Annotated in this window: 14 protein-coding genes; 5 read left to right on the top strand and 9 right to left on the bottom strand. The window is 68.1% G+C overall.

Annotation, left to right across the window (positions count from 1 at the left end):
* Positions 1 to 32: 32 nt before the first annotated feature.
* The 7 genes from GD1_RS03725 to GD1_RS03695 form a co-directional block, all read right to left on the bottom strand.
* The gene (locus tag GD1_RS03725) at positions 33 to 956 is read right to left on the bottom strand and encodes a VOC family protein (protein ID WP_020791942.1); all 924 of its coding nucleotides are present in this window, start codon (positions 954 to 956) and stop codon (positions 33 to 35) included.
* A gap of 18 nt (positions 957 to 974) precedes the next feature.
* Entirely contained in the window at positions 975 to 1,853 is an 879-nt protein-coding gene (locus tag GD1_RS03720; protein ID WP_059035736.1) for a fumarylacetoacetate hydrolase family protein, read from the bottom strand.
* Between the two features lie 33 nt (positions 1,854 to 1,886).
* Positions 1,887 to 3,092 (bottom strand): acyl-CoA dehydrogenase family protein, encoded by a 1,206-nt coding sequence (locus GD1_RS03715; RefSeq protein WP_053776323.1) that lies wholly within the window; start codon positions 3,090 to 3,092, stop codon positions 1,887 to 1,889.
* Between the two features lie 23 nt (positions 3,093 to 3,115).
* On the bottom strand, positions 3,116 to 3,634 hold the full coding sequence (locus GD1_RS03710; protein ID WP_053776324.1) for a flavin reductase family protein: 519 nt from the start codon (positions 3,632 to 3,634) through the stop codon (positions 3,116 to 3,118).
* Positions 3,635 to 3,858: 224 nt separating this feature from the next.
* Positions 3,859 to 4,653 (bottom strand): FadR/GntR family transcriptional regulator, encoded by a 795-nt coding sequence (locus GD1_RS03705; protein WP_244882504.1) that lies wholly within the window; start codon positions 4,651 to 4,653, stop codon positions 3,859 to 3,861.
* A gap of 92 nt (positions 4,654 to 4,745) precedes the next feature.
* On the bottom strand, positions 4,746 to 5,615 hold the full coding sequence (locus GD1_RS03700; RefSeq protein ID WP_020792001.1) for an ABC transporter permease: 870 nt from the start codon (positions 5,613 to 5,615) through the stop codon (positions 4,746 to 4,748).
* Positions 5,612 to 6,667, bottom strand: coding sequence for an ATP-binding cassette domain-containing protein (locus GD1_RS03695; protein WP_059035734.1), 1,056 nt, complete (start codon positions 6,665 to 6,667; stop codon positions 5,612 to 5,614). The genes GD1_RS03700 and GD1_RS03695 overlap by 4 nt, the downstream gene beginning before the upstream one ends.
* A 128-nt stretch (positions 6,668 to 6,795) precedes the next feature.
* Here GD1_RS03695 and GD1_RS03690 point away from each other — a divergent pair, with 128 nt between their 5' ends.
* The 5 genes from GD1_RS03690 to GD1_RS03670 all read left to right on the top strand — a co-directional run bounded on the left by GD1_RS03690 (position 6,796) and on the right by GD1_RS03670 (position 10,435).
* Positions 6,796 to 7,200 carry a carboxymuconolactone decarboxylase family protein gene (locus GD1_RS03690; RefSeq protein WP_053776325.1) on the top strand — a complete coding sequence of 135 codons (405 nt, stop codon included), beginning with the start codon at positions 6,796 to 6,798 and terminating at the stop codon, positions 7,198 to 7,200.
* A gap of 79 nt (positions 7,201 to 7,279) precedes the next feature.
* Positions 7,280 to 7,681 (top strand): TOBE domain-containing protein, encoded by a 402-nt coding sequence (locus GD1_RS03685; protein WP_053776326.1) that lies wholly within the window; start codon positions 7,280 to 7,282, stop codon positions 7,679 to 7,681.
* Between the two features lie 54 nt (positions 7,682 to 7,735).
* Positions 7,736 to 8,515: a molybdate ABC transporter substrate-binding protein gene (gene modA / locus GD1_RS03680; protein ID WP_157079372.1), complete on the top strand. Its 780-nt coding sequence runs from the start codon at positions 7,736 to 7,738 to the stop codon at positions 8,513 to 8,515.
* 19 nt (positions 8,516 to 8,534) lie between these two features.
* Positions 8,535 to 9,317: an ABC transporter permease gene (locus GD1_RS03675; RefSeq protein WP_020793836.1), complete on the top strand. Its 783-nt coding sequence runs from the start codon at positions 8,535 to 8,537 to the stop codon at positions 9,315 to 9,317.
* Positions 9,314 to 10,435, top strand: a complete 1,122-nt coding sequence (locus tag GD1_RS03670; protein ID WP_174519002.1) for a sulfate/molybdate ABC transporter ATP-binding protein — start codon at positions 9,314 to 9,316, stop codon at positions 10,433 to 10,435. The genes GD1_RS03675 and GD1_RS03670 overlap by 4 nt, the downstream gene beginning before the upstream one ends.
* Here the strand turns inward: GD1_RS03670 and GD1_RS03665 are convergent.
* Positions 10,375 to 11,325 (bottom strand): adenylate/guanylate cyclase domain-containing protein, encoded by a 951-nt coding sequence (locus GD1_RS03665; RefSeq protein WP_059035732.1) that lies wholly within the window; start codon positions 11,323 to 11,325, stop codon positions 10,375 to 10,377. The two genes, GD1_RS03670 and GD1_RS03665, sit on opposite strands and share 61 nt — an antisense overlap.
* A complete protein-coding gene (locus GD1_RS03660; RefSeq protein ID WP_020790840.1) occupies positions 11,322 to 12,542 on the bottom strand; it encodes a TetR/AcrR family transcriptional regulator in 1,221 nt (406 codons plus the stop codon). The genes GD1_RS03665 and GD1_RS03660 overlap by 4 nt, the downstream gene beginning before the upstream one ends.
* Positions 12,543 to 12,646: the final 104 nt, after the last annotated feature.

Here is a 12,646-nt window from a genome sequence, read left to right as displayed (position 1 = left end):
ACATGCTGGGGGTGGGAACCGTGGACGTGGCGTCAGGCCGCGCTGTGTGCCCCGGTCATGAGGGCCGCGAGGTCCTCGGGCTGCAGGAACGACGGCGGCGGCGGAGGTCCCCAGCTGAACAGACCCCGCGCCCCCTCGACGATCTCGGGGGTCCACAGCTGGTCGTCGACGATCGAGTCCATGTCGGAGTAGTACTCGCTGAAGTTGCCGGCCGGATCCTTGAGGTACCAGAAGAAGTTCGAGCCCGCGTAGTGACGGCCGAGGCCCCACACGTGGCGATCCGGATCGGCCTCCAGCATGCGCATCGCGCCCCGACCCACCTCGTCCACGTCGTCGACCTGCCACGACGTGTGATGCAGGAAGTTCACCGGCGCCTGCTGCACCAGCACATTGTGGTGGTCGGTGGAGCAGCGCAGGAAGGCGGCGAGTCCCGGGACCTCGTCACTGATCTTGAATCCGAGTCCGTGCGTGAAGAACCGTTGGGTGACAGCGTGATCGGTACTGCCGATCACCGCATGACCCAGTTTGCGCGGCCGGATCGGTCCGTCTCGCAGCACGCCGGGTGCGCGGCAGGTCTCGCGCTCGAGCCGGCCCGGACCGTTGTACGGTGTGCCCTCGACGGGTGACTGGGTGACACGGGGCGCGACCTCGACGCTCACCGTCACCCCGGTGGCGGCCTCGACGGCGGTGATCCGGGTTGCGTCGCCCTGGTAGGGGATGTCGAGTCCGGTCAGGTTGTGTGTGATGCGCTCGAGGTCGTCGGGGTGGTCGGCACCGACGGTCATCGCGACCAGACGGCGGGACGGTGTTTCGACGATCCGCAGCTGCCGTCCGCCGTCGGCGGTGGAGAACCAGCCGTCGGGTCCGGGGGCGAGCCCGAATTCGGTGTAGTACTGCGATGTCTCGGCGACATTCGGCACACCGATGGTGACCGAGGCGAGTCGATGAAGGGACATGATGATTCTCCTGTTCGGCTAGTCGGTTGCCCGGCCGGCGGCGACGAAGGTCTGGTGCAGCGAGCCGATGCCGGTGATCCAGCTGTCGAGACGCTCGCCCGGCTGCAGGAAGCGCTGTGGCTGCCGGCCCGCACCGACACCGGCCGGGGTGCCGGTGAAGATCACGTCGCCGGGGTAGAGGGTGACCGAACGCGACAACCCGGCGACGAGCTCGGGCACCGAGAAGATCAGGTCGCGGGTACGGCCCTTCTGCATTTCCTCACCGTCGATGGTGCAACCGAGTTCGAGATCGTCGCGGTCGCGCAGCTGATCCGGGGTGACCAGCCACGGACCCTGGGGAGAGAATCCCGGGAACGACTTGCCCAGGCCGAACTGCGGTGCCGGACCGCGTGTCTGGGTGATCCGCTCGGAGATGTCCTGCCCGACGGTGAGACCGGCGATGTGATCCCAGGCGTCGTCGGCGGACACCTCGTGTGTCTGGCGGCCGATGATCGCGACGAGCTCGACCTCCCAGTCGACGGACCCGCCGTCGGGGATGGTGACGGTGGTGTCGGGTCCGGAGAAGCTCGACACGTACTTGGTGAAGACAGGCGGAAGGTGTTCCGGTGACTCGAATCCCGACTCCGAGGCATGCGCGTGATAGTTGAGTCCCACCGCGAAGACCTGCCTCGGCCGGGGTGACGGTGCGGCCAGTCGGGCACGATCGAGCGGTGTCGACGTCGCCGCCGGGATGTCGAGGTCCTGTGCCCACGAGAGGAACTCGGACCAGTTGTCGTACAGGGAATCCGGATCCGGACCGAAGCGTCCGGCGGAGGCGGTGGCGAGATCGATCACCCGCTCGTCACCGTCCTCGCCGATCACCAGGGCGGCGCGGTTGTCGTGGTTGGCGATACGCATGTGAGTTGCTCCTCAGGGTTTCGGGGGTGGCCGTCAGATCATCGGGGTGATCGGTTCGTCGACGCCGAGCAGCGCCTTGCCGTACGCCTCGTAGCTCACCGCCGGCGAGACGATCGCATGGCGGGCGGCGGTGGCGGAGTCACGCCAGGTCCGTTGCAGCGGACTGAATTCCGCGAAGGAACCGGCCCCGTGTGCCGAGAGCAGGATGTCGATGGCGCGGGTGATGCAGTCGGCGACGTAGCCGGTGTCCGAGCGCACGCGCGCACGCACCAGGTGGTCGGGGTACTCGCCGCGGGCGGCGGCCTCGTCGATGTCGGCGGCCGCGCGGTAGGCGTGCAGATGTGCGGTGTCGATGAGCCGGGACGCCTCGGCGACCTGCAGCTGGAAGGCCGTCGACTCCTTCTGTGAGTCGAAGAAGGTGTACGAGATGGGCTTTCGGGCTGCCTTCTCGACGACGAAGTCGAGGGCGGCGCGTCCCATACCGAGCTGCGGGCCGACCAGGACCAGGGCCAGCATGGGGATCAGCGCCGAGCGATAGAGCACCTCGTCGGTGTGCGGGGTGGGGTAGTGGCCCTCGATGGCGGGCGGCACACTCATGACCCGGTGATCCGGGACGAAGACGTCCTCGGCGATCAGGCAGTTGCTGCCCGATGCCCGCATACCCGCGACGAACCAGGTGTCCTCGAATCCGAGGTCGGTGCGCGGGATCAGGGCACAACCCTGGTCGACGACGGCACCGTCGGCGTCGGTGATCGGGATGCCCATGACCGCCCAGGTGCAGTGATGTGAGCCGGAGTTGTAGTACCACTTGCCGTTCACCCGGTAGCCGCCGTCGACCTTGCGTGTCTCGGCGGTGGGGGCGAGCACCCCCGACACCCGGGCGTCGGGATCGGCGCCGAACACCTCGTCCTGTGCCTCCTGTGACATCAGGCCGACCAGCCAGTTGCAGACATTGGTGAGCGTGACGACCCAGCTCGTTCCACCGTCGGCCTCGGCGACGACGGCCGACACGTCGAGCATCGTGCGCATCGACGTCTCGTATCCGCCATAGCGTTTCGGCACCGACAGGCGGAACAGTCCGGCGTCGGTGAGTGCCTGGATGCTCTCGGCGACGACGCGCCGGTCGCGTTCTCCCTGGGCGCTGTTGGCGGCGAGCAGAGGCTTGAGTTCGGTTGCCCGGGCGACGAGTTCGGCATCGCTGGGGACGGCCTGGGTGGGGTTGGGGGCGGTGATGGTCATTGTTTCTCCTGGTGGGGGGTGCGTCAGACGGCGCAGGCGGTGATCTGGTCGACGATGGTGGGGCGAGGGCGGGCGGCGTACCGCGAGTGCGTGCCGAAGGTCCGGTGGGCGTAGACGAGTGGGGGCCGGTGCACCGACGCGGCGCGGGTGACGGTGCCGACGAGGAGCAGGTGATCGCCTGCCTCGACGGTCTGGGTCACGTCGCAGGACGCCCAGCCGGCGATGTCGTCGAGGCGGGGGAGCCCGTCGCACGTCGACCACCCGGTGGTGCCGAACCGGTCGACGCCGCGTGAGGCGAAGGCCGTGGCGACGTCGTCCTGCGTGGCGCTGAGCACGTTGACGCCGAATCGGCCGGTGGCGCGGATGCGGCCCAGCAGCTGTGAGTTCTGGTCGAGGGCGATCGAGAGCAGCGCCGGCCGCAGTGACAGCGATGCGAGTGAGCTGACCGTGGCGCCGTGCGGACCGTCGGCGTCGCCGGTGGTGATGACGGTGACGGGTGCGCACACCCCGGCCATCAGGTCGCGGAACTCCTGGGTGAGCATCGTCGACCACCTCCTAATAAGTAATGATTAATTGCGTAGGTCACATCATGACCGTGATGCGGATCACCTGTCAAGGGATTGATCGTATTGATCATGATTGTTTTTCTGAGGCAGGGAAATGCCTGATCAGAGGTGTTGTCGAGAAGGTCGCGAACGTCCGGAACGCCGGGGTCGGGCGAAAAGCGGTGTGCGGGTACCGGGGCCGAGGCGGCGGGGTGCGCCGGTCAGTCGGCGGAGGCGGGCGCCCGCAGGATCATCGTCGGGTCGGTCCGGCAGAGCGCGGCGACGGCGGCGTCGGCGTCATGCGCGGCGAGCGCGTCGACCAGCTGTTCGACGACCTCGGCGAGGCGGTCGAGGTACACCGGCGTGCGGCCGTCGACGGCCTCGAGCTGGGCGCGGAGATGGGACGTGCCGACGTCCATGATGCTGAGGTAGAGGCTGTTGAGCAGTTGACTGTGGCCGACGCTCGCGAGGTGTTCGTGAACGTGCCATGCCGCCCAGACGAAGCCGGAGATGTCGTGCTCGTCGCGCGTCCGGCGCATGTGGTCGACGCGTGTGCGCATCTCGCGCACGTCGTCGTCGGTCAGCATCGAGAGTGCCTCGGTCACGACGAGAGGTGCGATCGCATCGCGGATCTGGATCGATTCGGCGAGCGCCGAGCTGTCCTCGGCGGCGGATCGGAACCACCCGTTCATCCGCGACAGCGGCGAGGGGTCGGCGGCGAAGATCCCGCCGCCGGGGCCCGGTCGAGAGGTGATCACCCCGCGTTCCAGCGCGAGCTTGATGGCCTCGTTGACGGTGCCGACCGACACCCTGGTGATCTGGCGGATGTCGTCCTTGCTGCCGATCCGCTCGCCCGCCGGCGTCCCGGCGGCCAGGCGCGCTATCTGGTTGGCGGCCTGCTCGGCGCGGGAGAGGCCGATCGAGACGGTGCCCGGCAGGTTGATCGGGCGTCGCCACATCTCCGGCGTGTAGGCCGGGATGTCGGGTGCCCCCGAGTCGGGGTCGTCGTCGGACACCGTTCGATCGTAGCCATGTCGATCATGATGGATCGCCGCGACCTGCGGCGGAGCCCTGCCCGGTGTGAAGTCCTGACCGGTGCGGGGGCTGATCAGTCGGCGGTCCGGCGGTTGTAGCCGCGTACGGCGAACGGGGCGAACACGGCGGTCAGGACGATCGCCCAGATCAGGGTGGCGAGCTCGGGATGGCGCATCGGCCAGGCGGCGGTCTCGGCGGCCTCCGGCCCGTTGCCCCACAGGATGCGCATGGCCTGCACGAGCGCCGACAACGGATTCCATTCGGCGATCGCGCGCAGCCACGGCTGCATGTTGGCGGTGGGGACGAAGGCATTGGACACGAAGGTCAGCGGGAACAGCAGGGTGAACATGAACCCGTTGACCGCCTCGACCGATCGCAGCCAGGAGCCGATGAGCACACCGAACCAGATCATCCCGAAACCGAACAGCAGCACCAGGGCGAAACCCAGGATGCCCTCGCCGACCGACGTGGTGATCCGCCATCCGATGATCAGCCCCGTCACCGCCATCACGACGATGCCGATCGAGGAGTGGATCAGGCTGGCGATACTGCGGCCGACGAGCACCGAGGAGCGTCGGATCGGCAGCGAGCGGAAGCGGTCGACGATTCCCTTCTCGATGTCGGCGGTGATGCCGGTGGCCACGATGAACGCGGTGAACACGATGGTCTGCCCCATGATGCCGGGCAGCAGGTACTCCTTGTAGCTCACGCCGGGCACACCGAGGCTGATCGCCGGTCCGAAGACGTAGGCGAACAGCACCACGAACATGATCGGCTGGATCGTGACGTCGGAGAGCATCTCCGGCATGCGGCGGGTGTGGATCAGGTTGCGGCGAACCATGATCCAGGATTGCTGCCAGATGTTGGTCTGATGGATCGCAGGTGCCGAGGCCGGCGATCGCGGCGCGGATGCTGAGGTCGAGGTGGCGGCGGTGGCGGTCATGCGGATTCCCCCTTGGTGGAGGCGGTCGGGTGGGCGGCGCCGGAGGTATCTGCGCCGGAGTTGTCTGCGGTGTCCGCTTGGGCACGATGTCCGGTGAGCGAGAGGAACACGTCGTCGAGGCTCGGCCGGGCGAGGCCGAGATCGTCGACACCGATCTGTGATTCGTCGAACCAGCCGGCGATCCGGGTCAGATCCGACAGTCCCGAGGCCGGGGTGGTGACGGTGCGTGAGGCGGCGTCGACGAAGACCTCCTGGCCGTACCGGGACAACAGTTCGCGTGCCGGTTCGAGATCGGAGTCCGCCGACACGGTGACCACCACACTCGCCGCCCCGGCCTGCTGTTTGAGTTGCAGCGGGGTGCCGTGCGCGATGATCGTGCCGCGGTCGATGACGACGATGTCGTCGGCGAGCTGGTCCGCCTCCTCCAGGTACTGCGTGGTGAGCAGCAGTGTGGTGCCGCCGTCGACCAGTTCCCGCAACACATCCCACAACTCGTTGCGGCTGCGCGGATCCAGTCCGGTGGTCGGCTCGTCGAGGAACAGCACCGGTGGTGCGGCGAGCAGACTCACGGCGAGGTCGAGTCGTCGGCGCATACCGCCGGAGTACGACTTGACCTGTTTGTTGCCGGCGTCGGTGAGGGAGAACTGCTCGAGCAGGCGGTCGCTGCGTTCGGCGAGTTCCCGGCGGCGGATTCCGTAGAGGCCGCCGATCATCCGGAGATTCTCGCGGCCGGTCAGGATCTCGTCGACGGTGGCCGCCTGGCCGGTCAGGCCCATGTGCCGGCGGACCTCCTCCGGGTCGTCGCGGATGTCGAACCCGGCGATGCGGGCGGTACCCGAGGTCGGCTCGGACAGCGTGGTCATCATGCGGACGATGGTGGTCTTCCCGGCGCCGTTGGGGCCGAGCAGTCCCAGGACCGATCCCTGGGGGACGGAGAACGAGACACCGTCGACGGCGGTGAACTCACCGAAGGTCTTCACGAGGTCGACGGCCTCGATCGCGGGGGTGTCGGAACCGATGGCCCCGGTCTCGACTGCTGGTTGTGCGGTCATGTTTCTCCAGGCTAGGGAGGCGCGGGTCGGGGCGCCAGCGATTTTCGGTGAGCTGTCCTCGATACAGACCACCACACTCGGCAGAACTCATCGGCAGATCGCCGCCGCAGGTCTGCGACCATGAACGAATGCCAAGCGACAGTTTTGATCACGATTCCGAATCATTCGAGAACGGCCTGCGGGTGCGGCGCGCGGTGATGGGCGACGACTTCGTCGACGCGGCACTCGCGCGGACCGACGGAACCGCCTCGGCGACGCTGCAGCAGTTCGTCACCGAACATGTGTGGGATGCGGTGTGGAACCGGGAGGGACTCGAGCGACGGGACCGCAGCCTGCTCAACATCGGCATCCTCACCGCGTTGCGTGCGCACGAGGAACTCGTCGGGCATGTCCGTGGCGCGCTCACCAACGGACTCACCCAGGAGGAGATCGTCGAGGCGATCGTGCACACCGCGGGGTATTGCGGTGCGCCCGCGGCGTTGTCGGCGATGAAGGTGGCCCAGCAGGTCTTCGACGCTCACAACGCGTCCTGACGCGAGTGAGGCGTCCCAAGGTTCCGTGTTTGCGGACCTAGAACTGACATCTGTCCGCAAGTGCGGTTAGGGTACCCGCATGGTCGCAATCAGGATCAAAGAAGCGGCGGCGCTGCTCGGGGTCAGTGACGACACCGTGCGCCGGTGGATCGGTGCAGGGGCACTGACGGCCACCAGCGCCGAGGGCGCGACCACCGTCGACGGTGCCGAACTGGCCGCACTCGCGGCCGACCGTGCCCGCGACCCGGGAGGCGACGACGACCGTGTGCTGACGTCGGCCCGCAATCGCTTCACCGGTCTGGTCACCGACGTCGAGATGGACGGGGTGATGGCCAAGGTCGGCCTGCAGTGCGGGCCGTTCACGGTCACCTCACTGATGAGTGCCGAGGCCGCTCGTGAACTCGGCCTCGAACCCGGCGTGATCGCCAGTGCGGTGGTCAAGGCGACCACCGTGATCGTCGAGCGTGACGCGCACCGCTGACGCCGCCCGGCGTCGGACACCACCATGGACAGTTGTCGAGGGAGAAGCAGGATGATGCTGCGCAGCAAGAGGATTCGTCAGACGTTCGCGGCCGTCGGGGTGGTTGCGGCCGCGGCCGTCACCGTGGTCGGGTGCTCGTCGTCGGACGACGGCGGAAGCGGTGAGAAGACCGTCCTCAACGTCTACGCGGCCGCATCGCTGAAGAAGACCTTCACCGAGCTCGAGAAGGCTTACGAGGCGGAGCATTCCGACGTCGACGTGAAGATCAACTTCGATGGGTCGTCGGCGCTGGTCAACCAGATCCAGCAGGGCGCCGACGTGGATGTGCTCGCCACCGCCGACGAGGCGACCATGAACAAGGTGACCGACAAGGTCAACCCCCCGCAGATCTTTGCCCGCAACACCCTGGTGATCGTGACCGCACCCGGAAACCCCAAGCACGTCACCGATTTCGCGAGCCTGCGCAACCCCGACGTCACCACCGTGTTGTGTGCGGTGGAGGTTCCGTGCGGTGCGGCGACCGCCGAGGTCGAGAAGAACACCGGCGTCGACATCACCCCGAAGAGCCAGGAGACCTCGGTGACCGCGGTGCTGACCAAGGTCACCAGCGGGCAGGCCGACGCGGGTCTGGTCTACGTCACCGACGCCAAGGGCGCCGGCGACAAGGTCACCACCGTCGTGGATCCGGCCTTCGCCACGGTGGTCAACAACTACCCGATCGCCACCCTCAAGGCGTCGAAGCACGAGCAGCAGGCCCAGGAGTTCGTCGACCTGGTGCTCGGGAGCACCGGTCAGAAGATCCTGACCGACGCCGGCTTCGCCGCGGCCTCCTGATCGGGTTCAGCGTCAGCAGATGAGGCGCGTCCCGCTCTGGATTCACGTCCCCGCCGCCCTCGGGGTCGCGCTGATCCTGATGGGTCCCATCGCGATCCTGTGGCGGATGCCGTGGGGGACCTTCTGGGAGTCGGTGACGTCGCCGGACTCGGTGGAGGCACTGCGGCTGGGCATGCTCACCGCGGTGACCACCACCGTCGCCTGTCTGGTCCTCGGTGTGCCGATGGCGATCGTGTTCGCCCGGTACGACTCGATGTTCATCCGGGTGATCCGTGCGGTGGTGCTGCTGCCGCTGGTGCTGCCGCCGGTGGTCGGCGGTGTGGCGCTGCTGTATGCGCTGGGCCGGTACGGGCTGATCGGGCAGTACCTCGACCGGGCGGGGATCGTCATCGCGTTCACCACCCCGGCGGTGGTGATCGCGCAGACCTTTGTGGCACTGCCGTTCCTGGTGATCAGTGTGGAGGGTGCCCTGCGAACCGCCGGTGATCGGTACGAGCAGGTCGCCGCCACACTCGGTGCGGGGCCGACGCGCACTCTGTGGCGGGTCACGTTGCCGCTGATCGTGCCCGCCCTGATCGCCGGCAGTGTGCTCGCCTTCGCCCGGGCGCTCGGCGAGTTCGGTGCCACGATCACCTTTGCCGGCAACCTGCCCGGGACCACCCAGACGGCGCCGTTGAAGATCTATCTCGACGCCATCTCCGATCCGCTTGCCGCACTGCCGATGTCGCTGGTGCTGATCGTGATCGCCCTGGTGGTCGTGGTGGGCGTGCACCTCCGGAAGGGATCGGGGGTGATGACGTGACCGAGGAATCCGCGGCCTTCCGCGCCGCGGTGCGGTGTGAACTTCCCCCGCTCACCGCCGATCTCGAGGTACCGCCGGCGACGACGCTCGGCGTGATCGGCCCCAACGGCGCCGGGAAGTCCACCCTGCTGGGCGTTCTCGCCGGATTGCGCCGCACCCCCGGTTCCGAGGTGTGGCTGGGTGAGCGGGTGCTGCAGGGGCGCGGTGTCTTCGTCGAACCGCACCGGCGTTCGGTGGTGCTGCTCGAGCAGAAGGCGAAGCTGTTCCCGCATCTCGACGTTCGGCGCAACGTGGCCTTCGGGCCGGCGGCGGCCGGGCTCTCCCGCCGTGCGGCACGCGCGCGTGCCGAGCACTGGCTGGAGGCGGTGGGCGTCGCCCATCTCGCCGACCGGATGCCGTCACAACTGTCCGGCGGGCAGGCCCAGCGCGCGGCGATCGCCCGGGCGCTGGCCACCGAACCGTCGGTGCTGCTGCTCGACGAACCGTTCGCGGCACTCGATGTGGATGTGGCACAGCAGATGCGAACCCTGGTGCGATCACTGCTGTCCGAACGTGCCGGGTGTACGGTGCTCGTCACCCACGACCTCGTCGACATCGTCGGACTCGCCGACACCGTCGCCGTGCTCGACCACGGCAGGCTGGTGCAGACCGGCCCGACCACCGAGGTGCTCACCCATCCGGAGACGTCGTTCGCGGCGTCGCTGTCGGGGGTCAACCTGGTCACCGGTCGCTTCGCCGGGTCGTCGACGATCGAAGGGCCGCAGGGGATCACGGTGGTCGGGGAGCCCTCCGAACCGCTGACCGCCGGACAGGCGGCGGCCGCGGCGTTCTCCCCGCGCGCCGTCGCGGTGTATCCGCAAGCGCCGCACGGGAGTCCGCGGAACAGCTGGACGGGCACCGTCACCGAGGTGATGCCGCGTGGCGATCATGCCGTGGTGTGGTCGGACTGCGGCGGAGTGCGTATCGGTGCCGAGGTGACCTGGGAGTCGGTGGCCGAACTCGGTCTCGGCCACGGCAGCCCGGTGTTCCTGGTGGTCAAGGCCACCGAGGTGCGGATCTACGGGACCGTGGGACCGGCGTCGGTGTTCTCCGATCCCGCCGAATCCGACCGGTTGTAGCGGTTGGCCGTCAGCACCCTCGCCTTGAGCCGGCGGTAGCCGCGCACCGAGAGCGTGGGGATCGGCCGCAGATGGACCGACGGTGTGTCGGCGAGCTCGTCGGCCACCGCCTGATCGACCAGAGTCGTTCCCGGACGGGCCGATCCGCAGAGCCGGGCCGCGATGTTCACCGGCTCGCCGAAGACGTCGCCGAGCCGGGTGAGGATGTGGCCGCGGGCGAGGCCGACCCGTAACGACGGGATGCGGTCGTCCTCGCTGAGCCGGTGGATCGCCAGCGCGGCCTCGGCGGCGCCGGATGCCTCGGTGAAGGTGAACATGACCGCGTCACCGAGGGTCTTGATGACGGTCCCGCCACTCTTCGCGATGATCTCGTGTGTCTGGTCCTCGAAGATCTCGAGCAGGATCTCGAGTTCGGCCATCCCGATCCGCCGCGACAGGCTGGTGTAACCCACGATGTCGACGAATCCGACCACCAGTTCCTGGGATTCGTCATGCGGATGGGCGATGTCACGTTCGAGCGCCGCCGACAGGTGACGCCGCCAGATCATCTGCTGGATCAGGCCCAGTGCCAGCGCCATCTGGTCGCGCGTCCACGGGATCTCGGGATTCTTGTCGAACTCGATCAGCTGTTCGGCCTGCCAGTCGGCCAGCCGTGACATGGTCTGGCCGATCGCCCGCGCGACCGGAACCTGCGCGGCCTGCGGGATGGTCTCGTCGGAGTGGGCGAAGAACCGCAGCGCCTCCACCTCGGCGGCGGTGAAGACCTTCTCGTCGGTGTTCTGCCGCGCGAAACCGAAGGCATTCCACATCTTCTCGGCGTACTCGGTGGAGATCCCGAGTTCGGCGATCAGTTCGTCCCGGGTGTACTCGGGCTCGCCCGCGCTGGTCATACCGAGAGTATGCCCTTCATCAGGTACGCCATGGTGGCCGGGAACTCGGGACGGTTGACCCCGCGTCGCACACGGACCGCGTCGTTGACGATCGACAGCGCGGCATGGACCGCGATCGCCGCCTGCGCACGGTTGAGGTCGGGATGGGCGGCGCCGAGCAGGTCGATCCACCGTGTGACATACCGTCGCTGCACGTCCAGGAGATCCCCCGCGGCCGGTTGACCGGCCAGTGCGTAGGAGTTGTTGAACGCCACCGACAGGTCGGGGCTCGACGTGATCACCCCGACGTACGAATCCACCAGCCGGGCGAGCAGTGCCGCCGGATCCTGGGTTCCCGGTTCGGTTGCGTCGTCGCGGACGGCCGAGTTCGGTACGGCGGCATAGGCGGCCATCACCCCGGCCTCCAGACGGGTGCCGCTGCGTTGGCCGATTCCCAGCAGGATCGCCAGCTTGGACGAGAAGTGTTTGTAGACACTGGGTCCCGTGATCCCCACCGCGGCACCGATGTCGTCGACGCCCACTCCGGCATAACCCCGCTCGGCGAACAGATCGGCTGCGGCGTCGAGGATCTCGTCCCGGCGCGTCCGTGTGGAGGTGCCGATCTGGGGTGGGGCGGTCAGCGGTGGCGCCGACGACGGCTGCAGCGCGACCAGCCGGAGCACCAGGACCCCGAGCTCGGCCTGCGCCCGAGTGGTGGAGAGCCGGGAGTTGTGGACCGCGAGGCTGCCCGCCACCGAGAGCATCGCCCAGGCGATCTGGATGGCATTGCGCTCACCCATACCGGTGGCGGTGTCGATGGTGGCCGCCCATCGGTGCAGCACCTCCCGGGTGCGCAGCACCACCTCGCGGTTCTGCTCGTCGGTGAGGTGCTGGCTGGCCGAGCGCCACAGTGACGTCGACTCCGGTCGTTTGGCGCCGAGCACGCACAGCCGGGTCACCAGCCGGTCCATGCTCTCGCCGCCCGCCAGCGCGCGGTCGGTACACGACTCGAGATCGTCGACGGCGGCGATCACCGCGGCGTCGAGCAGGGCCAGCTTGTCGGTGAAGTGCCGGTACACCGACGGCGCGGTGACCCCGGCGGCACGGGCGATGTCGGCCACCGAGACCTGCTGGTATCCGCGTTCGGCGAACAGCGTCGTCGCGTGGTCGACGAGCTGCCGTTTACGGTCGGCCGGACGCGTGCGGCGCGGTCCGGACGGCGGGGTGGAGGTAGACATGGTGAATCGACCTTAGCTGAAAATCGGAGAGTTCATCTAGTCCTTGACCTCCAGGTATAGCCAAACAAGTTATTCCGCGTTAGCCTGAGGTGAAACCATCGCTG

The organism is Gordonia desulfuricans NBRC 100010 (genome assembly GCF_001485495.1).
Lineage (GTDB): Bacteria > Actinomycetota > Actinomycetes > Mycobacteriales > Mycobacteriaceae > Gordonia > Gordonia desulfuricans.
This window is presented reverse-complemented; position numbering and strand designations above follow the sequence as displayed.